This is a genomic window from Bacillus sp. FSL K6-1006 (assembly GCF_038593175.1).
Classification (GTDB): domain Bacteria; phylum Bacillota; class Bacilli; order Bacillales; family Bacillaceae; genus Bacillus; species Bacillus safensis.
On sequence record NZ_CP151970.1, the window covers coordinates 1754951 to 1777095 of the forward strand.

29 protein-coding genes are annotated in these 22145 nt (G+C 40.3%); 20 read left to right on the plus strand and 9 right to left on the minus strand.

Features of this window, described 5'->3' with window-relative positions:
* The first annotated feature begins 11 nt into the window (after positions 1–11).
* From NSS65_RS08985 to NSS65_RS09000, 4 genes are all read left to right on the plus strand, one after another.
* Positions 12–3155, plus strand: coding sequence for a bifunctional cytochrome P450/NADPH--P450 reductase (locus NSS65_RS08985; protein ID WP_144496660.1), 3144 nt, complete (start codon positions 12–14; stop codon positions 3153–3155).
* A gap of 193 nt (positions 3156–3348) precedes the next feature.
* Positions 3349–4257 (plus strand): trypsin-like serine protease, encoded by a 909-nt coding sequence (locus tag NSS65_RS08990; RefSeq protein WP_024425124.1) that lies wholly within the window; start codon positions 3349–3351, stop codon positions 4255–4257.
* Between the two features lie 211 nt (positions 4258–4468).
* Complete coding sequence (locus tag NSS65_RS08995; RefSeq protein ID WP_186365586.1) at positions 4469–4897, plus strand: NucA/NucB deoxyribonuclease domain-containing protein; 429 nt, start codon at positions 4469–4471, stop codon at positions 4895–4897.
* A gap of 145 nt (positions 4898–5042) precedes the next feature.
* Positions 5043–5891 carry an STAS domain-containing protein gene (locus NSS65_RS09000; protein WP_041117519.1) on the plus strand — a complete coding sequence of 283 codons (849 nt, stop codon included), beginning with the start codon at positions 5043–5045 and terminating at the stop codon, positions 5889–5891.
* Positions 5892–5923: 32 nt separating this feature from the next.
* Here NSS65_RS09000 and NSS65_RS09005 read toward each other — a convergent pair whose 3' ends face one another.
* A complete protein-coding gene (locus NSS65_RS09005; protein ID WP_041109224.1) occupies positions 5924–6466 on the minus strand; it encodes an IseA DL-endopeptidase inhibitor family protein in 543 nt (180 codons plus the stop codon).
* Positions 6467–6761: 295 nt separating this feature from the next.
* On the opposite strand from NSS65_RS09005, the gene NSS65_RS09010 reads away from it, so the two are divergent.
* Positions 6762–7214: a hypothetical protein gene (locus tag NSS65_RS09010; protein WP_070325869.1), complete on the plus strand. Its 453-nt coding sequence runs from the start codon at positions 6762–6764 to the stop codon at positions 7212–7214.
* 45 nt (positions 7215–7259) lie between these two features.
* On the opposite strand, the gene lexA is transcribed toward NSS65_RS09010, so the two are convergent.
* The gene (gene lexA, locus NSS65_RS09015; RefSeq protein WP_034283422.1) at positions 7260–7880 is read right to left on the minus strand and encodes a transcriptional repressor LexA; all 621 of its coding nucleotides are present in this window, start codon (positions 7878–7880) and stop codon (positions 7260–7262) included.
* Positions 7881–8038: 158 nt separating this feature from the next.
* On the opposite strand from lexA, the gene yneA reads away from it, so the two are divergent.
* From yneA to NSS65_RS09045, 6 genes are all read left to right on the plus strand, one after another.
* On the plus strand, positions 8039–8350 hold the full coding sequence (yneA, locus tag NSS65_RS09020) for a cell division suppressor protein YneA (protein ID WP_034283425.1): 312 nt from the start codon (positions 8039–8041) through the stop codon (positions 8348–8350).
* A gap of 17 nt (positions 8351–8367) precedes the next feature.
* Positions 8368–9015: a recombinase family protein gene (locus NSS65_RS09025; RefSeq protein WP_034283427.1), complete on the plus strand. Its 648-nt coding sequence runs from the start codon at positions 8368–8370 to the stop codon at positions 9013–9015.
* Between the two features lie 69 nt (positions 9016–9084).
* On the plus strand, positions 9085–9315 hold the full coding sequence (locus NSS65_RS09030; protein ID WP_034283429.1) for a DUF896 domain-containing protein: 231 nt from the start codon (positions 9085–9087) through the stop codon (positions 9313–9315).
* A gap of 187 nt (positions 9316–9502) precedes the next feature.
* Entirely contained in the window at positions 9503–11506 is a 2004-nt protein-coding gene (gene tkt, locus NSS65_RS09035) for a transketolase (protein ID WP_024427083.1), read from the plus strand.
* Between the two features lie 198 nt (positions 11507–11704).
* The gene (gene sirA, locus NSS65_RS09040; protein ID WP_024425134.1) at positions 11705–12151 is read left to right on the plus strand and encodes a sporulation inhibitor of replication protein SirA; all 447 of its coding nucleotides are present in this window, start codon (positions 11705–11707) and stop codon (positions 12149–12151) included.
* Positions 12152–12235: 84 nt separating this feature from the next.
* The gene (locus NSS65_RS09045) at positions 12236–12454 is read left to right on the plus strand and encodes a YneF family protein (protein ID WP_003212379.1); all 219 of its coding nucleotides are present in this window, start codon (positions 12236–12238) and stop codon (positions 12452–12454) included.
* 261 nt (positions 12455–12715) lie between these two features.
* On the opposite strand, the gene NSS65_RS09050 is transcribed toward NSS65_RS09045, so the two are convergent.
* Positions 12716–12883: an aspartyl-phosphate phosphatase Spo0E family protein gene (locus NSS65_RS09050; RefSeq protein ID WP_008343814.1), complete on the minus strand. Its 168-nt coding sequence runs from the start codon at positions 12881–12883 to the stop codon at positions 12716–12718.
* 214 nt (positions 12884–13097) lie between these two features.
* On the opposite strand from NSS65_RS09050, the gene NSS65_RS09055 reads away from it, so the two are divergent.
* Positions 13098–13805 (plus strand): cytochrome c biogenesis protein CcdA, encoded by a 708-nt coding sequence (locus NSS65_RS09055; protein ID WP_056766594.1) that lies wholly within the window; start codon positions 13098–13100, stop codon positions 13803–13805.
* Between the two features lie 94 nt (positions 13806–13899).
* Positions 13900–14382 carry a CcdC protein domain-containing protein gene (locus tag NSS65_RS09060; RefSeq protein WP_024425136.1) on the plus strand — a complete coding sequence of 161 codons (483 nt, stop codon included), beginning with the start codon at positions 13900–13902 and terminating at the stop codon, positions 14380–14382.
* Positions 14383–14604: 222 nt separating this feature from the next.
* Here the strand turns inward: NSS65_RS09060 and NSS65_RS09065 are convergent, their stop codons facing one another.
* The 4 genes from NSS65_RS09065 to sspO all read right to left on the minus strand — a co-directional run bounded on the left by NSS65_RS09065 (position 14605) and on the right by sspO (position 16109).
* Entirely contained in the window at positions 14605–15033 is a 429-nt protein-coding gene (locus tag NSS65_RS09065; protein ID WP_144496662.1) for a DUF2621 domain-containing protein, read from the minus strand.
* Positions 15034–15295: 262 nt separating this feature from the next.
* On the minus strand, positions 15296–15697 hold the full coding sequence (locus NSS65_RS09070) for an Hsp20/alpha crystallin family protein (protein WP_144496663.1): 402 nt from the start codon (positions 15695–15697) through the stop codon (positions 15296–15298).
* 102 nt (positions 15698–15799) lie between these two features.
* Entirely contained in the window at positions 15800–15946 is a 147-nt protein-coding gene (locus NSS65_RS09075; RefSeq protein WP_003211331.1) for a small acid-soluble spore protein P, read from the minus strand.
* Between the two features lie 16 nt (positions 15947–15962).
* Complete coding sequence (sspO, locus tag NSS65_RS09080) at positions 15963–16109, minus strand: small acid-soluble spore protein O (protein WP_034283440.1); 147 nt, start codon at positions 16107–16109, stop codon at positions 15963–15965.
* 220 nt (positions 16110–16329) lie between these two features.
* Here sspO and acnA point away from each other — a divergent pair, with 220 nt between their 5' ends.
* From acnA to NSS65_RS09115, 7 genes are all read left to right on the plus strand, one after another.
* Positions 16330–19059, plus strand: coding sequence for an aconitate hydratase AcnA (gene acnA, locus NSS65_RS09085; protein ID WP_065214406.1), 2730 nt, complete (start codon positions 16330–16332; stop codon positions 19057–19059).
* Positions 19060–19125: 66 nt separating this feature from the next.
* Entirely contained in the window at positions 19126–19629 is a 504-nt protein-coding gene (locus NSS65_RS09090; protein ID WP_024425141.1) for a TlpA disulfide reductase family protein, read from the plus strand.
* A 73-nt stretch (positions 19630–19702) separates the two neighbouring features.
* Positions 19703–19828 carry an FbpB family small basic protein gene (locus tag NSS65_RS09095; RefSeq protein WP_003211002.1) on the plus strand — a complete coding sequence of 42 codons (126 nt, stop codon included), beginning with the start codon at positions 19703–19705 and terminating at the stop codon, positions 19826–19828.
* 50 nt (positions 19829–19878) lie between these two features.
* Positions 19879–20022, plus strand: a complete 144-nt coding sequence (locus tag NSS65_RS09100; RefSeq protein WP_008357830.1) for an acid-soluble spore protein N — start codon at positions 19879–19881, stop codon at positions 20020–20022.
* A gap of 13 nt (positions 20023–20035) precedes the next feature.
* Positions 20036–20278, plus strand: coding sequence for a small acid-soluble spore protein Tlp (gene tlp / locus NSS65_RS09105; protein ID WP_024425142.1), 243 nt, complete (start codon positions 20036–20038; stop codon positions 20276–20278).
* A gap of 107 nt (positions 20279–20385) precedes the next feature.
* Complete coding sequence (locus NSS65_RS09110; protein WP_065214407.1) at positions 20386–20811, plus strand: thioesterase family protein; 426 nt, start codon at positions 20386–20388, stop codon at positions 20809–20811.
* Between the two features lie 3 nt (positions 20812–20814).
* Positions 20815–21126 (plus strand): hypothetical protein, encoded by a 312-nt coding sequence (locus NSS65_RS09115; protein WP_041117529.1) that lies wholly within the window; start codon positions 20815–20817, stop codon positions 21124–21126.
* Between the two features lie 39 nt (positions 21127–21165).
* Here NSS65_RS09115 and NSS65_RS09120 read toward each other — a convergent pair whose 3' ends face one another.
* Entirely contained in the window at positions 21166–21453 is a 288-nt protein-coding gene (locus tag NSS65_RS09120) for a HesB/YadR/YfhF family protein (protein ID WP_024425145.1), read from the minus strand.
* Between the two features lie 97 nt (positions 21454–21550).
* The gene (gene plsY / locus NSS65_RS09125) at positions 21551–22132 is read right to left on the minus strand and encodes a glycerol-3-phosphate 1-O-acyltransferase PlsY (protein WP_024425146.1); all 582 of its coding nucleotides are present in this window, start codon (positions 22130–22132) and stop codon (positions 21551–21553) included.
* Positions 22133–22145: the final 13 nt, after the last annotated feature.

Sequence of the window (22145 nt, forward strand, 5' to 3'; positions counted from 1 at the left end):
GGAGTGGGCATATGAAGCAAACATCAATCATTCCAAAACCAAAAACATACGGACCTTTTAAAAATATTCCCCATATAAAAAAAGGAGAGCTTTCTCAAACCTTTTGGCGGCTGGCAGATGAATTAGGACCGATCTTTCAGTTTGAATTTTCAAATGCAACAAGTATTTTTGTTTCCAGCCATGAACTTGTCAAAGAAGTATGTGACGAGAGCCGTTTTGATAAATATATTGGGACTAGTCTGAGTAAAGTTAGAGCATTTTCAGGGGATGGACTATTTACAAGCTGGACAGAAGAAACGAACTGGAGAAAGGCGCATCAAATTTTGATGCCTGCATTCAGCCAGCAGGCCATGAAGGGCTATCATGAAATGATGCTCGATATTGCCACACAGCTTGTGCAAAAATGGCAAAGAACAGGCCGCGATGAAGAAATTGAAGTAGCTGAGGATATGACAAAGCTGACTTTAGATACAATCGGCCTTTGCGGTTTTGATTTTCGCTTTAACAGCTTTTATAAAGAAAATCAGCATCCGTTCATCGACAGCATGCTGAAAGGCTTAAATGAAGCAATGGAGCAGTCGAGCCGATTGCCAATTGCAGATAAACTGATGATCAAAAGAAGAAAAGAATTTGACCAGCATGTCGATTTTATGAAGAAATTAGTAGATGACATTATTCAGGAACGAAGAAAACAAGATAAAACGGGCGATGATTTACTGTCTCTTATGCTGCATGCAGAGGACCCTGAAACAGGTGAACGTTTATCCGATGAAAATATCCGTTATCAAATCATCACCTTCTTAATTGCAGGACACGAAACAACAAGCGGGCTGCTATCATTTGCGATTTATTTCTTACTGAAGAATCCAGAGAAATTAAAGAAAGCCGTTCAGGAAGCAGATGAGGTGCTGCAGGGCGGGCTTCCGGCATTTAAACAGGTGCAAAAGCTAAGCTACACTCGTATGGTGTTAAATGAAGCTCTCCGCCTCTGGCCAACAGCGCCTACGTTCTCTCTTTATGCGAAAGAGGACACAGTAATCGGGGGGAAATATCCGATTCAAAAGAATCAAAGTGTCTCTGTTCTGCTCCCTAAACTACACCGTGATCAAGCGGTATGGGGAGAGGATGCAGAAGACTTTAAACCAGAGCGGTTTATGCACCCTGAGAAAATTCCGCAGCATGCCTATAAACCGTTCGGAAATGGCCAGCGTGCATGTATCGGTATGCAGTTCGCCCTGCATGAAGCTACGATGGTTCTCGCGATGGTTCTGCACAATTTAGAGTTAATTGATCACACATCTTATGAGCTAGATTTAAAAGAATCTCTCACAATTAAACCTAACGATTTTAAAATCAAAGTACGGCCAAGGAAGCAGCAATTCTTTATGGCACCACCGAAGGAAGAACCGAAGAAAAACACCAAATCTAGTGAGTCAAAAGTGGCGAGTCACGGTACACCGCTGCTAGTTTTGTACGGATCAAATCTTGGCACAGCAAAGCAAATAGCGAACGAATTGGCTGAAGACGGGAAAGCAAAAGGGTTTGATGTGACCACTGCACCGCTTGATGACTTTACACGCCAATTGCCAGATACAGGTGCTGTCCTCATCGTGACCGCTTCATACAACGGACATCCACCTGACAATGCGAAGCAATTTGTGGATTGGCTGGCGCAGGATGAAGAGCAGGATTTATCAAACGTGACATTTGCTGTCTTTGGATGCGGAGATCGAAATTGGGCGAGTACGTACCAGCGTATTCCTCGTCTGATTGATGAAGCACTTGAAAGAAAAGGGGCGAAGCGTGTAACGGATATAGGTGAAGGCGATGCAGGCGGTGATATGGATGAGGATAAAGAAATCTTCCAGAAAACTGTCTTCGAACAGCTTGCAAAAGAATTTAAGCTCACCTTCCAAGAAAAGGGGAAGGAAAAACCAAACCTATCAGTTGATTATACTAATGAGCTAGTGGAGCGTCCTGTAGCTAAAATATATGATGCCTTTTCAGCTGTTGTATTGAAAAATGAAGAATTACAATCAGAAAAAAGCACACGGCAGACAAGACATATTGAATTAAAATTACCTGCTGGAAAAGCATACAAAGAAGGGGATCATATTGGGATTGTACCGAAAAATAGTGATGCACTCGTTCAGCGTGTGACCCGCCGCTTTAAACTAGATCCTGAGCAGCACATTAAGCTTTCATCTGAGAAAGAGGCAAGTCATTTACCATTAGATCAGCCGATTCCAATCAAAGAATTACTTGCCTCGCATGTTGAGCTTCAAGAGCCTGCAACACGTACACAGTTAAGAGAGCTCGCAGCACATACTGTATGTCCGCCTCACCGCGTGGAGCTTGAAAAAATGGCTGGTGAAGCATATCAAGAAGCCATCTTAAAGAAACGAGTAACCATGCTGGATTTATTAGATCAATATGAAGCGTGTGAGCTGCCGTTTGTGCACTTTTTGGCGCTTTTACCAGGTTTGAAGCCGCGTTATTACTCGATTTCTAGCTCGCCAAAGGTAGATGAAGAAAAAGTCAGTATCACAGTGGCGGTTGTAAAAGGTAAAGCATGGAGCGGAAGCGGAGAATATGCCGGAGTCGCATCAACCTATTTATGTGGTCTGAAAGAAGGGGAAGAAGTAGCCTGCTTCCTGCATGAAGCGCAAGACGGATTCCAGCTGCCCCCTTCATCAGACATACCGATGATTATGATTGGACCAGGTACAGGAATCGCTCCATTTAGAGGATTTGTTCAGGCAAGAGAAGTGTGGCAGAAGGAAGGGAAGCAGCTAGGCGAAGCCCACCTATATTTTGGCTGCCGTCACCCTCAGGAAGATGATCTGTATTATGATGAAATGCAGCTTGCAGCGCAAAACGGAGTTGTCCATATCCATCGTGCTTATTCTCGTTACGATGAGCAAAAAGTATATGTCCAGCATTTGTTGAAAGAAGAGGGCGGCATGCTGATCGAATTGCTTGATCAAGGTGCTTATCTGTACGTGTGCGGAGACGGAAAAGTTATGGCCCCAGAGGTAGAGGCTACACTGATCGATCTTTATCAAAACGAGAAACAATGCTCGAGAGAAACAGCTGAAAATTGGCTGACAACCCTCGCAAATGACAATAGATATGTAAAAGATGTGTGGAGCTGACAAAGAGGAAAGACCGCCTATTAGGCGGTTTTTTTTGTTCTCATAGAAAGAGATCGATAGAATGAAGATTGGGAAGATACAAAACACCTAATTTGGAAATGAAATATTTTGTAAAAAATAAGAATATTCTCTCATTTACTCCAATATGAAACAATCGTATGATTTTTGATATAGGACATAAAGGAGGAATATGATGAAAAAGGTGAAAATGTTACTCCCTTCTCTTCTCGTTTTTGGTGCTTTAAGTGTGCCTAGTTTTGCCCATGCCGCATCGGATTCAGTACTAACGTCTGATTATGACATGGTGACTTCTGATGGTAAAGTGATTTCTTCAAGTGATTTCCACAATGATACGAAAGCCCCCTCATCCTTTGACAAAGTGGATGATCTTTCTTCTACTGTTGGCGAAAAAGTAAAACCACTATCAAAATATTTAAAAGATTTTCAAACGAAAGTCGTCATTGGAGACGATGGTAGAACCAAAGTAGCAAATACAAGAGTGGCACCATACAATTCGATTGCTTATATTACATTTGGCGGCTCAAGCTGTACGGGAACACTCATTGCTCCTAACAAAATTTTGACAAACGGACACTGCGTATATAATACGGCATCGAGAAGCTATAGTGAGAAAGGGACTGTATATCCTGGTATGAATGATAGTACTGCGGTGAATGGTTCAGCAAAAATGACTGAGTTCTATGTGCCAAGCGGATATATTAATACTGGAGCAAGCCAATATGATTTTGCCGTGATCAAAACCGATACGAACATTGGCAATACGGTCGGCTACCGATCCATCCGCCAGGTGACAAACTTGACTGGGACAACCATTAAAATCTCAGGATATCCTGGTGATAAAATGAGATCGACTGGCAAGGTGTCACAGTGGGAGATGTCAGGTCCTGTGACGAGAGAAGATACGAATCTAGCGTACTATACGATTGATACATTCAGCGGAAATTCAGGTTCTGCCATGCTGGATCAGAACCAGCAAATCGTTGGCGTTCATAACGCTGGGTATTCAAACGGAACGATAAATGGCGGTCCGAAAGCGACAGCTGCTTTTGTTGAGTTTATAAACTATGCGAAAGCGCAATAAAAAATAGAGCTTGTTTCCTTCATAGGGGACAAGCTTTTTTGTATGAATCGATTTGATAGGATTCATATTTCTAACCTGAGAGATTTGAGATTGAGAGCCTCATCATTTTTTTCTCATGTCATCTGCGCACCACTCATACATTAAAATGACACATTTCCTTTCAGTCAAGATGATGCTGAAGATGGATGAGGAGGGTCACGCGCTTTTGAAGATGAAAAGAGGCTGGATCGCTGCTGTCGCCTTATGTTTTGTGATATGGATGGGCACGTTGTTAGGTGGATTTGGAGAGAAGCAGGCAGCAAAAGGGGCTGATCGATATGATCATGTCGTTCAATTTCCAAAGGAAAGGTACCCTGAAACAGGCAGTCATATTCAAGAAGCCATTCGAAAAGGGCATTCAGATGTGTGTACCATTGACCGAAATGGAGCAGATGCCCGCAGGCAAGAATCATTAAAAGGAATTCCGACAAAACCTGGCTTTGACCGGGATGAATGGCCAATGGCGGTTTGTCTTGAGGGAGGAAAAGGCGCAAGCGTTCAATATGTCAGTCCATCTGATAATAGGGGAGCAGGCTCATGGGTCGGACACCAAATCAGCAGGTTTCCTGATGGGAAAAGAATATTATTCATTGTGAAATAAATCGGAAAGAGTCTCCCTAGAGTGGGGGGCTCTTTTGTTTATCATCAGAGCCTATTCGAGCTAGCAGGGACAAAAGATTCAGTGGTACAATCAATCTATAAGGTACAAAGACTGACAAGAAGAAAATGTGAAGGGACATTTGCTTATGGATAAGAACCGTGCATTATACGATTTTTTTATGCAGCATGCAGAGGAGCTGACCGAAACATGGTATGAATCAATTGAGGACGATGATCCAGAATCCATATATCGTTCAACAGATTCCAGCATCATATCAGAGCTAAAACGGCAGAATCAAGATTATTACCAGCATTTTATACGAGCTATTATTGAAGATAAGACGTATTTACATACTGAATTTAAAAAATGGTCTGAGGAATTAGCCAGTGACCCAAAGCATTTAAATACACCATTAGATTATGTCGTGAGAGAATACATGTCCAATCAAAGAGTGGTTCTGCATTACTTAAAAGAATTTATCAAACAGCGTCAAGATGAAATTGATATTGACCGCATCTTTTATTGGTATGATTTAATTTCCGAAGCGTTTAATATTTCAATCCATGTGTTTATCCAGCAATATGTGAAAAATACAACCGAAAAACTCGTGGCTCAAAGAGATATGATTTACGAATTGAGCTCACCGGTGATTGTCTTAAAAAGCCAGATTGCGTTATTGCCTTTAGTAGGTGACATTGACACAGCGAGAGCAAAGATTATTTTAGAAAATACGCTAAATCAGTGCTCGCAAAAAGGTGTTCAGCATTTATGTATTGATCTATCGGGTGTGGTCATTATTGATACAATGGTGGCTCATCAAATCTTTGATCTTGTCACGTCACTTCGGTTAATTGGAGTAGAGACGACCATTTCAGGGATTAGACCAGAAATTGCCCAAACAGCAGTGCAGCTCGGGCTTCCTTTTAATGAATTTCGCACGGCATCATCACTTGCTCACGCACTGGACCGTATGACTGAATTTTCTTCAATATAAAAACCAGGCCGATGAATGGCCTGGTTTTTAATTTAGATGACAGCGTCAATTTGTGTGACTTTCCAATTTTTTTGTACTTTTTCGTACGTAACAGTTCGTTTTACTTTGCGTCCATCAAGTGTTGGGACAGTAAATTCATATGTGCGGACCGTTTGTTTTTTAGAAACAAGTTTAGGTGTGGCTTTTTCCCAATTGAGCATGTTGTCTCCATCACCGACTGGAACAGCCATTTTGCCTTTATGAACAATGAACTGATAATCTTTTAAACCATGTTTGATGGCATCTTGAGTGAAAACTTGAGATAGGTAGCTGTTTAATTTTTTCTTTGTATCAAATGTTTTAGAAAGATAGTTGTACGTCATATCTTTATAGGTAAATGATTTTAATTTGACATTAGAATGGTCTTTAATTTTGTAGCCTGACATTGCACTCCAAAAATGTTCTCTTGCATCAAGGGCAATATGTAACGCTTCTTTATTAGTCAAAGCGGCTGATTTCTTGGAAGCGGCCAATGTTGTTGTTTGTAATGAGATCATAAGCATAATAGCAGTTAATAAAACAAATAATTTTTTCAAGGCGATTGCCTCCTTTTCTCAATGAAAACTTCTTATGTTACAAATGTTACAATAATTACAGCGATATTACAAGTGTTAAATCTAAATGTTTTTTTATTTCTTTTGTTTCTAATTATATAACGTTTGAGGGAGACAAAAAGTTTTCATTTTTTTATTTTTCTTCTTAATCATTATTTAACCGTTCTAAAGAAGAACGAAACGTCTTTTGGAAAAATTTCTATTTAGACGTTTAACACTCTTTTTTATTTAAGACATATACTATCGTGATGAATGTCTAAAGAAAGTGGTGTTTAATATGTATCATCCGTATGAAGGTGTGTATAATGGGTACTCATATGATAGGCAGATGCAAGGATTTCCATCTGTTGGTATTCCTCAAGGAGGAGGGTTTCCTGGGTTTCCGATCGGAGGAGGAGGTACTTGGCCAGGGCAAGGTTCAGGCGGACACTCAGCACCGCCGGCACCGCCGCAGCATATCATTTCCCAGTATCAGCAAGCACTCTCTCAGCCACAAAGTATGCAGTCGCTTATATCGGGGCAAGGTGTTGGCGGCGGAGGCCATCAAACTGTACAATTTGCAGCGGGATGTAATAGAAGATGGACGATTGTGCTTTTGAGAAACGGTCAAGTATTTTTAATGTTCGTTCTTTCCTCACAGCCTTTTGGCCGAACAACTGGCTTTATATGGCCGAACTTTACATTTGGTTCCTTCCCAAGCTCAAGTATTCTTGCATATTCTTGTGCATAAGAAAAAGCCGGTTTTCATCAGCAGCTGATGAAATACCGGCTTTTTTTAATGAATATTTCGAAATACGCCAATCACTTTACCTAGTATACTCACATTCTGTAAAATAATCGGTTCCATAGATGGATTCTCTGGCTGTAATCTAAAGTGTGTATTTTCTTTATAGAAACGTTTCACTGTCGCTTCATCTTCCTCTGTCATGGCGACCACAATATCTCCATTGTTAGCGGTGCTTTGCTGACGCACAATGACATAGTCCTTGTCCAAAATACCTGCATCAATCATACTTTCTCCCATAATTTCAAGCATAAACACTTGTTCGTCTGGTGCTGCAAAAGTCTCTGGAAGAGGGAAGTATTCTTCTACATTCTCAACAGCTGTGATAGGAAGGCCGGCGGTTACTTTTCCGATGACTGGAACGTTCATTACAGCACTCTTTGGAATATTCATTTCCTCTTCATCTAGTACTTCGATCGCTCTAGGTTTTGTCGGGTCTCTTCTTATTAAGCCCTTTGTTTCCAGTCTAGCTAAATGTCCATGGACCGTTGAACTGGATGCTAGACCGACAGCTTCTCCAATTTCACGGACGGATGGGGGATAACCCTTGCTTTTTACTTCATCTTTGATGAATTTCAGGATATCGAGTTGTCTTTTTGATAGCTTCGTCATCTTTTGCACCTCAAAACGTCAATTTTAAAGAAATTATAGCATGTTTTTCCTAACAGTACAAACATAGGTTCGAAAAAACGTTTGACAGAAACGTTTGTTCGTATTTATAATGAGAGACAGAAAGAGCGAACACACATTCTATTAGGAGAGATGACATTATGAGGTTAAAAGAATCTATTATTTTTATTGGGGTATTCTCATTCATCGTTGGCATATTTCTCTCACTTATTGCAGTCACAAGCCATAATGATACAAATCAATATGTTAAAATAGAGGTTCAATCAGGAGATACTCTTTGGGGATTAGCTGATCAAGTAAATGACAGCAAATCAATCGACAAAAATGCATTTATTGACTGGGTAACAGAACACAATGATCTTGCTTCAACAGAAATCCAGCCTGGAGACATTCTTGTCATACCCGTGAAAAAAGAGCATCCAGTCGTATATCAGCTTGCAACAGTACAGTAGAAAGGTCGATTGAAGACATGAACGCAATCATTTATGCGAGAGTAAGCACTGTGAAAGAAGAGCAGGAAACCTCGCTGAAAAGACAAGAAGAAGAACTGCTGGCTTTAGCTGCCATGCACAAGATGAATGTGGTCAAAGTCATCAAAGAAAAAGCAAGTGGATATGAGCTAGATCGTGATGGCGTGTTTGAAATGCTTGCTGCACTGAAGGAAGAGTCGATCGATGCCGTTCTTATCCAAGATGAAACACGTCTTGGAAGAGGACAAGCTAAAATTGCGCTTCTTCATTGTCTATTTAAAGAGAACGTAAAGGTATACAGCGTGTTTCATAGAGGAGAGCTTGAGCTTTCAGAAGCAGATGAAATGGTCATCGAGATTGTAGGAGTCGTCGAAGAGTACCAACGGAAAATTCATAACCTGAAAATCAAGCGGGGGATGAAAAGGGCTGTTGAGCGCGGATATCAGCCTGAACTAAATTTAAGGCAGCAGGACCATGCACCTGGCCGTGAGCGTATTGAAGTGCCGATTTCAGAAATTGTTCGATTAAGAAAAAATAACATGACGTTCGCCGAAATTGCCGCAACTCTTCAGGCATTAGGTTTTGACATTTCAAAAGCAACAGTGCATAGAAGGTATCAAGAATATGAAAAAGGCCTTACCACCTAAAGCGTGATTTGTTGTCAAAATGATTGATATTTAGTAGTATGTAGAGAAAATGCTTTAAAGGAGTTTGTCATGATTTCTAAAGAACAGCTTTCAAGAATAAATGAGCTTTCAAAAAAGTCGAAAGAAACCGGTTTATCAGACGCTGAAAAAACAGAACAAAAGCAGTTGAGAGAAGAGTATTTAAAAGCTTTTCGTTCTTCTATGAAAAATACACTTAAAACTGTCAAAATCGTTGACCCTGAAGGAAACGATGTCACACCAGAAAAATTAAAAAGAGAAAAAGATCAGAACCTTCATTAAGGCTGTGATTTCTTGAATTTTGAAAAGATGGGAAGAATATTCTCGTCTTTTTTCATATTTGCATAACTTTTTAGGTGATCGATAAACTAAATGTGACAAAATCCTTCTTTTTCAGCGTGAAATAGTTGTGAAAAAAGGACAGTAGATTTATGATAATGGTGTACACAAGATACGGAAGGGGATTTATATGGAAACGATTGAATTGAAATCTATTGCAACAATACGTACTCTCTCCATAGACGCAATTGAAAAAGCGAATTCCGGTCACCCAGGAATGCCGATGGGTGCTGCACCAATGGCATACGCTTTATGGACGAATCACTTAAACGTAAGTCCGCAAAATCCAAATTGGTTTAACAGAGACCGCTTTGTTTTATCTGCAGGCCATGGTTCTATGCTTCTATACAGCATGCTTCATTTAAGCGGATACAATCTGAGCATTGAAGATTTAAAACAATTCCGCCAATGGGGAAGCAAAACACCTGGACATCCTGAATTTGGACACACAGAAGGCGTAGACGCGACAACGGGTCCACTAGGCCAGGGAATTGCTATGGCAGTAGGAATGGCACTTGCAGAAAGACATCTTGCGGAAACGTATAACAAAGACAACTTTCATGTTGTAGACCACTATACATACAGCATTTGCGGAGATGGAGACTTAATGGAGGGAATTTCCTCTGAAGCAGCTTCACTTGCTGGTCATTTAGGCTTAGGCCGTTTAATCGTTCTTTACGATTCAAATGACATTTCTTTAGATGGTGATTTAGATCGTTCATTCTCTGAAAATGTGAAGAATCGTTTTGAAGCGATGAACTGGGAAGTTCTTTACGTGAAAGACGGCAACAACATCGAAGAAGTAACAGCTGCTATTGAAAAGGCGAAGCAAAGCACAGACAGACCTACATTAATCGAAGTGAAAACAACGATCGGTTTCGGATCTCCAAACCGTGCGGGAACGTCTGGTGTGCATGGTGCACCGCTTGGCAGCGAGGAAGCAAAGCTGACGAAGGAAGCTTACTCTTGGACGTTTGAAGAAGATTTCCATGTACCTTCTGAAGTGTACGATCATTTCAAAGAAGCTGTCAAAGACGCTGGACAGAAAAAAGAAGCAGCGTGGAATGAGCTGTTTGCGCAATACGAAAAAGAATATCCAGAGCTGGCAGCACAGCTGAAGCTTGCGATTGAAGGAAAGCTTCCTGAGAATTGGGATCAAGAAATTCCTGTTTATGAAGCAGGTTCAAGCCTTGCTTCCCGCGCATCTTCGGGTGAAGTGTTAAATGGCATTGCAAAGCAAGTACCTTTCTTTATTGGCGGGTCTGCTGACCTTGCTGGATCAAATAAAACAACGATTAAAAACACAGATGATTTCGGGAAAAATAATTATGCCGGCAAAAACATTTGGTTCGGTGTCAGAGAATTTGCAATGGGTGCAGCACTCAATGGTATGGCACTTCACGGCGGTCTTCGTGTATTCGGCGGAACGTTCTTTGTTTTCTCAGATTACTTAAGACCAGCGATTCGTCTTGCTGCCTTAATGGGACTTCCAGTCACTTACGTCTTTACTCATGATAGTATCGCTGTTGGTGAAGATGGTCCAACGCATGAACCGGTTGAACAGCTTGCTTCACTGCGTGCGATGCCTAACCTTTCCGTTATCCGCCCAGCAGATGGAAATGAAACAGCTGCAGCGTGGAAACTAGCTGTATCTTCAACGGATAAACCGACAGCACTAGTTCTTACTCGTCAAAACCTTCCAACGATTGACCAGGCACCAGAGAAGGCATATGAGGGAGTAGAGAAAGGTGGATACGTTGTGGTTGAAGCAGCTGATGCACAGCCAGAAGCACTTCTACTCGCTTCAGGATCTGAGGTTGGTTTAGCCATTGAAGCACAAAAGGCACTTGAAAAAGAAGGGATCCGAGCATCTGTTGTCAGCCTTCCTGCATGGGATCGCTTCGATCAGCAGTCAGACGAATACAAAGAATCCGTTCTTCCTAAAGCAGTACGTGCACGTATTGCAATTGAAATGGGTGCTTCACTTGGCTGGGAGCGTTACACGGGTCTTGATGGTGACGTGATTGCAATTGATAAATTTGGCGCTTCTGCACCAGGAGAAACCATTATCGAGAAATACGGCTTTACTGTCAGCAATGTAGTCAGCCGTGTGAAAGCGAAGCTGAATAAATAAACGAACTCCAAGCATCATGCTTTTTTGCTATCTGTTTGCAGAGCATTTTCATCCGCTCTGCAAACTTTTTTCTTTTTTCTTGTTTTTTTGACAAAACTAGTTTCTTCTTGCTTCATATATAGACAATTCTTTCTTTCACATTTTTGTATAATACAAGCAATAAACGAGATTGACGAAATGTGAAAGGAAGGGATAGACATGGAACGTCATTATTATATTTATTGGATTGAGGATGAATTTGCGCATCACTATTTTGGCAGAGAATCGATTTTGTTTCATTTGTTTGAGTCGTTACATTGGACGAACCGCACTGACGATGAGCTTGTAATGCTTGTGAAGCAAGTGGATTATGTGACGAAACGAATCCCTGCTTTTCATATGCACCAGCGTCTAATGAATAACTTAACGAACATTCACTATACACAAATAGGCTCGATTTACAGCGCTTCCTTACCAGATGGAAAAGGAACTGCAGCATTTATTATTAAAGACCGGTATATTCAAATGTCTGCCACTGGCAGTTATGAGGCAGAAGCGGTGTTTTTTGAAGTGCTGAGAAAAATCAGCCCTTGTTTTCTTGCGATGGACTTTAGTTCAAAGAAACACGGATGGCTCAATCCAGTAAAAGTGAGGAATTTTGTTTAAAAAAATAAAATTGAACGTGAAATGTTGTATAATAGCCTTTTGTTTAGTACACTTTATACGAGACAACATGAAGGAGGAAGAATTATGGATTTATGGGTTGTCATCCTTGTAGGCGTTGTTGCACTGCTTGCAGGAGTTGCACTCGGATTCTTTATTGCTCGTAAGTATATGATGAGCTATTTGAAAAAGAATCCACCGATTAATGAACAAATGCTTCGAATGATGATGATGCAAATGGGCATGAAACCGTCCCAGAAGAAAATCAATCAAATGATGAAAGCCATGAACAACCAAGCGAAATAATACGTACGATATTATGATCATAGATGGAACATGGTTTTAAAGAATGGACAAGCATTGTCCTTTCTTTATTCAATTCACCTTCATCAGACGCTTAAAACCACTGTACTTGCATGAATGAAGCAGGGAAGGTGGTTTTTATTATGGCGTCAAGAGTATGTAAAAAACAAAAAACCCCTATGTCAGAGGTTTTTGTTTCGTTTATGGTCACACATATCAACTGTTCTAAAAATGGTGCGGCATGTTTGATATCATGAAGTATGATTAGTTGGCTGAGTTTGAGTGTAAGTGTCGTTGATATTGTAAGAGGAGATGATCTAGCTGCTGGCTATGTTCGATGGTCACTGTTGATGTCATCCCATTATGCAAGACAACTTTCATCAGCTCTTCTCTTTTTTCTTCGATTTGAGTTAATAATGATGTTTTTACCAAAGTCATGTTCCTTTCATGCAAATCTTGATAAAAAGAATCGATTCTATTATATCCATTTTAAGGTTTATTTTCAAATTTAAAGGATTCATTATCTTGATGTCAAATTAAATTATATAAGGTTTTAAGAGAATAGACCATCTTTATTGAGGTGATGTAAAAAAAATGAAATGATTTTGTCATCTCTTATTGTATATTGTAAGAAGGGGGTGTTCTTTTGACAGATTTGAATTACTTTTTAGCATTTGGAGCAGGATTTCTTTCTTTTATTTCACCGTGCTGTCTGCCGCTTTATCCAGCGTTTTTATCGTATATTACGGGCGTTAGTATAAATGAAGTGAAATCCGAGAAGGTGATGCTGAGAAGAAGAAGTCTGCTTCATACTTTATTCTTTTTAGTTGGGTTCTCTATTATATTTATTGCGATTGGCTTTGGGACATCGTTTGTCGGGAAGTTTTTTAATGATTATCATCAAGCGATTCGTCAAATTGGAGCCATCCTCATTATTTTCTTTGGTTTTATGACTCTTGGCGTATTCAAGCCCTCTTTTCTCATGGGCGAAAAGAGAATCCAGTTCAAAAATCGTCCTGCTGGTTTTTTTGGATCTATTCTCATCGGAATGGGCTTTGCCGCTGGATGGACACCTTGTACAGGACCTATTTTATCCGCTGTTATCACACTGGCGAGTAACAATCCTGAGTCGGCGGTCATGTATATGATTGCGTATGTATTCGGATTTGCCGTCCCGTTTTTTATTCTCTCCTTTTTCATTACGAAAATGGCGTGGATCAGAAAACGCCAGCAGCTCATCATGCGAATTGGCGGAATCATTATGATTGTGGTAGGGATTTTGCTGTTCTTTGATCTTCTCACATGGATTATCATCATGTTCTCATCATTGTTTGGCGGCTTTACAGGCTTTTGAAATCGTTTTCTACAGTCGCGGCGAATGGTTTTTTTTCGTCAATTGGAGTATATTATACATAGGCTGACCTTAAAGAATAAAGGAATGATTTGATATGATGATCTTGATCTCTTCTATAATTGCGGTATGTATGGCGGTGGCCGTCATGTTTATTCGCATTAAGTCATCTGCAAAACCTGCAACTGCGAAAAAAATTATTTTACCTCCTATTTTCATGAGCACTGGCGCATTGATGTTTTTTGTTCCTATGTTTCGGGTAACTGGAGCTGAATTTCTAGAAGCGATCACAGTGGGGATGTTTTTCTCCATATTTTTAATCAAAACATCGAAGTTTGAAATTAGAGGTAATGACATCTACTTAAAACGGTCAAAAGCATTTGTGTTCATTCTCATTGGACTTCTTGTCCTTCGTATCGGGATGAAGACCATCTTGAGTTCTTCTATTGATTATGGTTCATTAAGCGGGATGTTTTGGATTCTTGCCTTTGGCATGATCGTGCCTTGGCGGGTTGCCATGTATTTATCGTTTAGAAAGCTGTCTAAACAATTAGATCCGCAGCAGATTCAAATGAATTAAACCTCCTTTTCATAAAGGAGGTTACATATTGTTGACAAAGGGCTAAAATGATCTTTTATTTTAGCCCTTTGTCTTCTATTCAGCGTTATTGAAAACCTTTGAAGTCTAGGAAGGACGAGCACTGGCGCGGAGCGAATTTAACATTCGTGAGCACCAGCGCGCAGGACTGACAAAGAATGCGAGGGTTTGTCTAAACGCTGAAACCTCCTTTATAAAAGGAGGTTATTTTAATAACGATTCATATGGCGAGTGATCAATGTTTTTTTCTTGAAGGCGCTTCAGTAAAAACTTATGATCCCGCTTTGGTGTGGCCATAATGTAGCCGCGAATGATTAAGTCTAAATTAATGCTGGCAGCCTGTTCTTTTAATGCCAGCTCACCGATTTTACCCGCTATTTTTTCTTTGGCAACATCTCTAAACAGCTCTGGAACAGGTAATACGAGTTCATTTAACAGCTGTTTGTCCTCATCCCGCCATAGGTGAAGGCTCTTTTGAATATATTCATCCTGCCAATCAAGCTCTGATTTCCCATCTTCCTTTGGCAATCGTTTTAAAAACTTGCGAAACATAAAAAAGCCACCGATTGCGAGTAATCCGATCATCACTGTACCCCAAAATAAAATGAACCACATAAACCAGCCGCTTAACATGTTCTCACTCCTTATACCCCTTATCTCTCTATTTTATATTACATGAAGAGAGGATAGAAGAAAATAACAAAAATGTATGTCTATGATCTCTATAAATGCCCTTTTTCATTGATAGCCGCCCATTTACTAGAATGACCCAAACCAATTAATAGAAAAAGAATACATTATCATATAGCGACTCTACTATTTGGCCATGGTGGTTCGCAAAAGGTATTGACTTGAAACGAACGGGAATAGAGCCCACCTATATAAAGGTGGGCTCTTAATGTTTGAAGTGCGGGATTTGAAAGGAAAATGCACCGTTTGGATGGCCGGAACATTTTTTAATTTTGATCGATATGACTCGGTTTTCATAATCTGTTTCAATGTCTTTGTCGTTTAAATAAAAAGGGAGCATCACGCTTTTTTCAATTGGCTGTTCGCCTTCACCATTTGGATGTTGTACTGTGTAAGTCAACGTCAGCTCATGTCCAGCGAAGGTCAGCTTTACATCAGTGATCGATAAGGTGGAGACATCGATTTCGATAATATAATCACGGCTTGTTTCATAAAGATCAATTGGGAGGTGTTCATCATACCAGGCAAATGGATCATCCATTAAAACATTGAGCCAATCATCTATTTCAATAAAATCAGAGGAATTCGATTGCTTTTCATTCTCCATAAACACTCCTCCATCACATCTCATAATAAATCATATGATGAAAATAGAAATGTGTGAAAGACCTAAAACATCCCGTGTGGTCACGGGATGAGAGGGGGATAATTACATATCATGATGAGAATTGTGCTTTTGTCTTGTATGGTTGCGGTTTTTCACTTTTTTACTGCCTGATAACGGCTCAGGCTGACCGCCTTGATGCTCCTTAGGAGAGTTTTGACGGATGTCTTTCCCTGTGTTTTTATTCGTCATGATGTTTGGCTCCTTCTTATTGATTCTTTTTACGTTTTTTATTGTTTTGCCTTTGTTCTTCTGTTAAAACGAGCTGATCATCTTCCGTATAGCCTGCGCCATTACCTTGGCTTTTGGCTGCGTTCATGCCATTAATGACATGATTCGCTTTGCGTTTTGTCATGTTTTATCACCTCATTTATAGTATGAGCCCGCCCCGCTTCGTTTATGAAGAGTAATCATTTCCTAATGATAAGTTAAACTTATTGAATTTAATAAAAGCATTGTTATTTACTTATGTATGAATTTGTTTTAAGATGAAATTGTGAGAAAATTGTGGTGAAATACGACGATTTTTCTGAGAATTGAAATTGATCTTGATCATCAAAAGGGGGATTTTGGACATGTCGAAACAGCAGCAAGTCGCTAAACAAGACGCTTTTCAATCTAGAAAAACGTTTTCGACAAATGGGAAAACGTATCACTATTATTCGTTAGAAGCACTAGAGAAACAAGGAATCGGAAATGTTTCTAAGCTGCCTTATTCCATTAAGGTACTTTTAGAATCAGTGCTTCGCCAAGTAGACGGTAGAGTGATCAAGAAGGAACACGTTGAAAACTTGGCAAAATGGGGAACTGCCGAGGTAAAAGAAATTGATGTTCCATTTAAACCTTCTCGAGTTATTTTACAAGACTTCACGGGTGTACCAGCAGTCGTTGACCTTGCTTCTTTAAGAAAAGCAATGGCAGATGTAGGCGGGGATCCGGATAAAATCAACCCTGAAATTCCAGTTGACCTTGTGATTGACCACTCAGTACAAGTTGATAAAGCTGGAACTGAAGATGCATTAAACATTAACATGGACTTAGAATTCGAACGTAACGCAGAGCGTTATAACTTCCTTAGCTGGGCAAAGAAAGCGTTTAATAACTACCAAGCTGTTCCGCCTGCAACAGGAATTGTTCACCAAGTGAACTTAGAGTATCTTGCAAGTGTTGTTCATGCGATTGAAGAAGATGGCGAGATCATCACTTACCCAGATACATTAGTTGGAACTGACTCTCATACAACGATGATTAACGGTATCGGTGTACTTGGATGGGGCGTTGGCGGTATCGAAGCAGAAGCTGGTATGCTTGGTCAGCCTTCATACTTCCCAGTACCAGAAGTGATTGGTGCTAAATTAGTTGGAGAGCTTCCAAACGGAACAACTGCAACCGACCTTGCATTAAAAGTCACACAAGTCCTTCGTGAAAAAGGCGTAGTGAACAAGTTCGTTGAGTTCTTCGGACCTGGTGTTGCACAATTGCCGTTAGCAGATCGTGCAACAATTGCGAACATGGCGCCAGAATACGGTGCTACTTGCGGATTCTTCCCAGTAGATGAAGAAGCGCTTGCTTACCTGCGCCTCACTGGACGTGATGAAGAGCAAATTAATATCGTTGAGGAATATTCTCGTGCAAATGGCTTATTCTATACGCCAGATGCAGAAGAACCAATTTTTACTGATGTTGTGGAAATTGATCTTTCTAAAATTGAGTCAAACTTATCTGGTCCTAAACGTCCACAAGATTTGATTCCACTTTCTCAAATGAAAGAGACGTTCCATCAACACATTGAAAGCCCAGCTGGTAACCAAGGGTTTGGCTTAGATAAATCAGAGCTTGATAAACAAATCGAATTTAATCTTGCAAACGGTGAAAAAGCTGTGATGAAGACAGGTGCGATTGCGATTGCAGCGATTACGAGCTGTACGAATACATCGAACCCATACGTGTTAATCGGAGCAGGTCTTGTTGCGAAGAAAGCAAGTGAGCTCGGTATGAAAGTGCCAAACTACGTCAAAACGTCACTAGCGCCGGGTTCTAAAGTTGTAACAGGGTACCTTGTGAATTCGGGACTTCTTCCATATTTAAAAGATCTCGGATTTAACATTGTTGGATATGGCTGTACAACATGTATCGGAAACTCTGGTCCGCTTGAGAAAGAAATTGAAGATGCAGTCTCTGAAAATGACCTGCTGATCACTTCTGTTTTATCAGGTAACCGTAACTTTGAAGGTCGTATTCATCCGCTTGTGAAAGGAAACTATCTTGCATCTCCACCATTAGTTGTGGCTTATGCACTTGCTGGTACGGTGAATATTGATTTAACAAAAGATCCTATCGGTGTCGATAAAAATGGCGAGAACGTTTATTTCAATGACATTTGGCCATCAATGGATGAAATCAACAGCGTCGTTAAAAGCACTGTCACACCTGAGCTATTCCGTTCAGAGTATGAAACTGTTTTTGACAACAATGAACGATGGAATGAAATTAAAACGACGGATGATGCATTGTACAAATGGGATGAAAATTCCACATACATTGATAACCCGCCATTCTTTGAAAACCTATCAGTTGAACCTGGTAAAGTTGAACCGCTTAAAGGCTTGCGCGTCGTTGCGAAGTTCGGTGACTCTGTCACAACTGACCATATTTCTCCTGCTGGAGCGATTGGTAAGGACACACCGGCGGGCAAATACTTGCAAGAAAGAGGCGTATCGCCTAGAGACTTTAACTCATATGGATCCCGCCGTGGTAACCACCATGTCATGATGAGAGGGACTTTTGCAAACATCCGTATTAAGAACCAAATTGCACCAGGAACAGAAGGCGGTTATACAACTTACTGGCCAACTGGTGAAGTGACATCGATTTATGATGCATGCATGCGTTATAAAGAGGATGGAACAGGTCTTGCGATTTTAGCAGGTAAAGACTACGGAATGGGTTCTTCACGTGACTGGGCAGCAAAAGGAACAAACCTTCTTGGAATTAAATTTGTTCTAGCTGAAAGCTTTGAGCGTATCCACAGAAGTAACCTTGTCTTCATGGGCGTACTTCCTTTGCAGTTTAAAGACGGAGAAAGTGCAGAAACTCATGGTCTAACAGGAACAGAAACATTTGAAGTTCATGTTGACGAAACAGTTCGTCCACGTGATCTCGTCACTGTGAAAGCAATTGACACAGATGGAAACGAGAAAACGTTTGAAGTGGTGGTTCGCTTTGACAGTGAAGTCGAAATTGACTACTATCGTCATGGCGGTATCCTTCAAATGGTACTTCGCGAAAAATTGGCTAGCAACTAATACAGCAAAGAAGAGAAGGCGATCCAACAGCTTTCTCTTCTTTTTTAAAATAGTGGAGGATCAATCATGTGGAAAAAAGGAATGGCAAGCGCTGTTTTACTTGTGTTGATTGGTTTACTTGCGTGGAATTTATTTGGGCCAAAAGAGCCCGCAATCGGTCTTGAAAAAGGCGATCAGGCCCCTGATTTTGAACTGAAAACCCTTGACGGCAAAACCGCCTCGTTATCTGATTACCGAGGGAAAAAGGTGCTCGTCAATTTTTGGGCGACATGGTGTAAGCCGTGCAGGACGGAAATGCCGGATTTAGACGCGATTAGGAGCGAAAATGACCAAGTTGAAGTACTAGCGGTGAATTTAACGACCACTGAAAAGAGTGTGGATCATGTGGCAGCATTCACAAAAGAATTAAAGGTGAGCTTTCCTGTTTTATTGGACCAAAAAGGCATTCAAGCAAGATATCAGGTGCTCTCATACCCAACGACATACATATTAGACGAAAAAGGACGCATCATGTCTGTGAAGCATCAAATGCTGACAAAAAAAGAAATTGAAAAAGAGCTGGATCTATAATGATTCAGCTCTTTTGCTTATTTTCTAAATGTTTTGGCGAAAATGTAATCATACATATATGGAGGTGAGTGGAATGAGAAGAAGAAAACGACGCACATTTGAAGAGCTTGTGCTTGAAAATAAAAAAGAATTATTAAGCAATGAGGAATTTTTAAACCAGCTTGAAGAAAAGTTGGAAGAGCGATTTAGACAGAAATAAGTTATGAATTATCCGTTTTCGTTCATCCTAAAGAAGAGGGAGGGATGATAATGGGTAGAGAGCATGATAAACAAGCGCAGTTTACACCAGACCATTTAGGGACAAAACCTGTAGCATACAAACGTAATAAAGGTAAAAAGATGCATAATAAATCAAATGAACAGCCTGATGTGATACAGACGAAGGGCGAATAAGGAGGGAATCATGATGAATGACAAGTCCTATCAATCCAATCCAGATGATCGTTCTGATAATGTTGAAAAGTTGCAAGATATGATCGAGAACACTCTTGACAATATTGATGAATCTGAAGCAGCGATGTCCGTTTCAACAGAGACAGAAAAGCAAATGATCAAACAAAAAAACGAAAACCGCAAAATGAGTATTGACGCGATGCGTTCTGAGATCAAGGACGAAGAAGCGGCAAGAAAGAATGGCTATACCGAATAAACCAGGGATTCCTGGTTTATTTTATTGCCTCTTTTTAGAAGAACCATTTGGAATGTGGTAAAATGGCAGAGACAGACCTTAGGTTTTGATAGGAGAGCGATGAAAACGTGTATGTATCCAAAAAAGAAATAGAAGTCCGTTATGCAGAAACAGATCAAATGGGCATCGTGTATCATGCCAATTATTTAATTTGGATGGAAGTCGGCAGAACAGCATTGATTAAAGAATTAGGTTTTTCCTATGCACAGCTAGAAGCAGACGGCGCTCTTGCACCTGTTATAGACTTGCAGGTTCAATATAAAAAACCATTGCTGTATGGTGAAACAGCAACCGTTCATACATGGATTGAAGAATATAATGGGGTCAAAACGGTGTATGGCTATGAAATTCAAAAACCTGATGGACAAACAGCGATTACAGGGACAACCTCACATATTTGTGTCGATAAAGACACCTTTAGACCTATTCAATTTAGAAAAGCCTTTCCTGCCTGGCATAAAGTATATGAACAGTCGAAGAAGAAGCAGGTTTAATTTATGGCTTTTGGTATTAAACGAAGCGATTTAAACGCTTGGAAATCAGCTGTCCAGCAAGGAAAAGTTGCTTTTTTAACACACTACTGGCTTGATGACCGTTTTCCAAACGCCAATACCGTCACAAAAGCAGCCTGTCAGGATATGAAGCGGTTAGTTGAGTGGGGAGAAAGACATGGACTAAAAAAAGAATGGATTCATGACCGCGAAGGGTTTCCTCATTTTGACTTGATCGGTGAGCCGCAAAAAAGAATTCTGCAAAAGGAACGATCTTTAGGAAACATTCAGGAGTATGGGCTGTATATTGAAGTGTAAAACAAAAAAGATACCCGAGGGATGAGGTATCTTTTTTGTTTATTCATAATGAAATTCTGGTTCTTTCACGGACTCGTTATAATCAATATGCAGATCATGGTTGTCAAAGTACCAAATATCACTTTCCTCAATAAAGAAAGTAATGCCTTCTATTTCAGCGGTTGCGCCGGCATTTTGAGGTTCATCTTTTGCGACGCCTAGAGAAAAGCCTTTTTGTACATTACTGCACCCGCCATATCTCACAAAAAAGCGAACTTGATCACCTTTTTCTAAATCTAATTCATCCTTGTACCAATTGAGTGCATCTTCTTTTATCGTTAATTTCAATGTGATCGCCCCTTTTTGAAGTCATGCTGTTTTTAAAATGCAGGATGCAAAAACAGCTTTTCTTTACTTTTACCACATATTTAAATGGATGAAACGGCTAGAGCCATTTGATTTTCGGTTCAGTTTTGTTGAGAATTCGTTTGAGGTTGGCGATGTGTCTGTAGATCACAAAGCCAGCAAGAACGGCAACAACAATGATTAAGAAAAGGTCTTTGGTGAATATGCTGTAAATGAATGTATAGATCCCGGTCAGCATAGATGATAGTGAAACATATTTACTAATGTATAAAAATAAGAAAAAAGCAGCGATCATCGTGATAAATAGGAATGGGGCATAAAATAGCAGCACACCGCCTGATGTAGCGACTGCCTTTCCCCCTTTAAATTTTGCAAAGACAGGAAAGCTGTGACCGATAACAGCAGCAACTCCTGCTAATAAGGGATGGATGTCCAGCTGCATGAAAAACGGTAGAGCTGAAGCAAGCGTCCCTTTTAGGATATCAGCAGTAATCACAATAGACCCTGCTTTTACGCCAAGTGTACGAAATGCATTCGTCGCACCTAGGTTTCCGCTGCCATGTTCACGGATATCGATTCCCTTTGCAGCTTTCCCGACAATGAGACCGGATGGAATACTGCCGAGAAGATAAGCCAAAATAAACATCAAAGCAATTAACATCTGCATAACTCCT

Bases quoted from the DNA above. Each gene is read 5' to 3' on its own strand.
- NSS65_RS09025 (WP_034283427.1), top strand. From the start codon at position 8,368: ATGAACGCAATCATTTATGCGAGAGTAAGCACTGTGAAAGAAGAGCAG.
- NSS65_RS08990 (WP_024425124.1), top strand. From the start codon at position 3,349: ATGAAAAAGGTGAAAATGTTACTCCCTTCTCTTCTCGTTTTTGGTGCT.
- yneA (WP_034283425.1), top strand. From the start codon at position 8,039: ATGAGGTTAAAAGAATCTATTATTTTTATTGGGGTATTCTCATTCATC.
- NSS65_RS09090 (WP_024425141.1), top strand. From the start codon at position 19,126: ATGTGGAAAAAAGGAATGGCAAGCGCTGTTTTACTTGTGTTGATTGGT.
- sirA (WP_024425134.1), top strand. From the start codon at position 11,705: ATGGAACGTCATTATTATATTTATTGGATTGAGGATGAATTTGCGCAT.
- sspO (WP_034283440.1), bottom strand. From the start codon at position 16,109: ATGACAAAACGCAAAGCGAATCATGTCATTAATGGCATGAACGCAGCC.
- NSS65_RS09045 (WP_003212379.1), top strand. From the start codon at position 12,236: ATGGATTTATGGGTTGTCATCCTTGTAGGCGTTGTTGCACTGCTTGCA.
- NSS65_RS09030 (WP_034283429.1), top strand. From the start codon at position 9,085: ATGATTTCTAAAGAACAGCTTTCAAGAATAAATGAGCTTTCAAAAAAG.
- NSS65_RS09095 (WP_003211002.1), top strand. From the start codon at position 19,703: ATGAGAAGAAGAAAACGACGCACATTTGAAGAGCTTGTGCTTGAAAAT.
- NSS65_RS09070 (WP_144496663.1), bottom strand. From the start codon at position 15,697: ATGGAGAATGAAAAGCAATCGAATTCCTCTGATTTTATTGAAATAGAT.
- NSS65_RS08995 (WP_186365586.1), top strand. From the start codon at position 4,469: ATGAAAAGAGGCTGGATCGCTGCTGTCGCCTTATGTTTTGTGATATGG.
- NSS65_RS09065 (WP_144496662.1), bottom strand. From the start codon at position 15,033: ATGTTAAGCGGCTGGTTTATGTGGTTCATTTTATTTTGGGGTACAGTG.
- NSS65_RS09100 (WP_008357830.1), top strand. From the start codon at position 19,879: ATGGGTAGAGAGCATGATAAACAAGCGCAGTTTACACCAGACCATTTA.
- NSS65_RS09060 (WP_024425136.1), top strand. From the start codon at position 13,900: ATGATGATCTTGATCTCTTCTATAATTGCGGTATGTATGGCGGTGGCC.
- tkt (WP_024427083.1), top strand. From the start codon at position 9,503: ATGGAAACGATTGAATTGAAATCTATTGCAACAATACGTACTCTCTCC.
- NSS65_RS09000 (WP_041117519.1), top strand. From the start codon at position 5,043: ATGGATAAGAACCGTGCATTATACGATTTTTTTATGCAGCATGCAGAG.
- tlp (WP_024425142.1), top strand. From the start codon at position 20,036: ATGAATGACAAGTCCTATCAATCCAATCCAGATGATCGTTCTGATAAT.
- NSS65_RS09010 (WP_070325869.1), top strand. From the start codon at position 6,762: ATGTATCATCCGTATGAAGGTGTGTATAATGGGTACTCATATGATAGG.
- plsY (WP_024425146.1), bottom strand. From the start codon at position 22,132: ATGTTAATTGCTTTGATGTTTATTTTGGCTTATCTTCTCGGCAGTATT.
- NSS65_RS09075 (WP_003211331.1), bottom strand. From the start codon at position 15,946: ATGACGAATAAAAACACAGGGAAAGACATCCGTCAAAACTCTCCTAAG.
- NSS65_RS09115 (WP_041117529.1), top strand. From the start codon at position 20,815: ATGGCTTTTGGTATTAAACGAAGCGATTTAAACGCTTGGAAATCAGCT.
- NSS65_RS08985 (WP_144496660.1), top strand. From the start codon at position 12: ATGAAGCAAACATCAATCATTCCAAAACCAAAAACATACGGACCTTTT.
- lexA (WP_034283422.1), bottom strand. From the start codon at position 7,880: ATGACGAAGCTATCAAAAAGACAACTCGATATCCTGAAATTCATCAAA.
- acnA (WP_065214406.1), top strand. From the start codon at position 16,330: ATGTCGAAACAGCAGCAAGTCGCTAAACAAGACGCTTTTCAATCTAGA.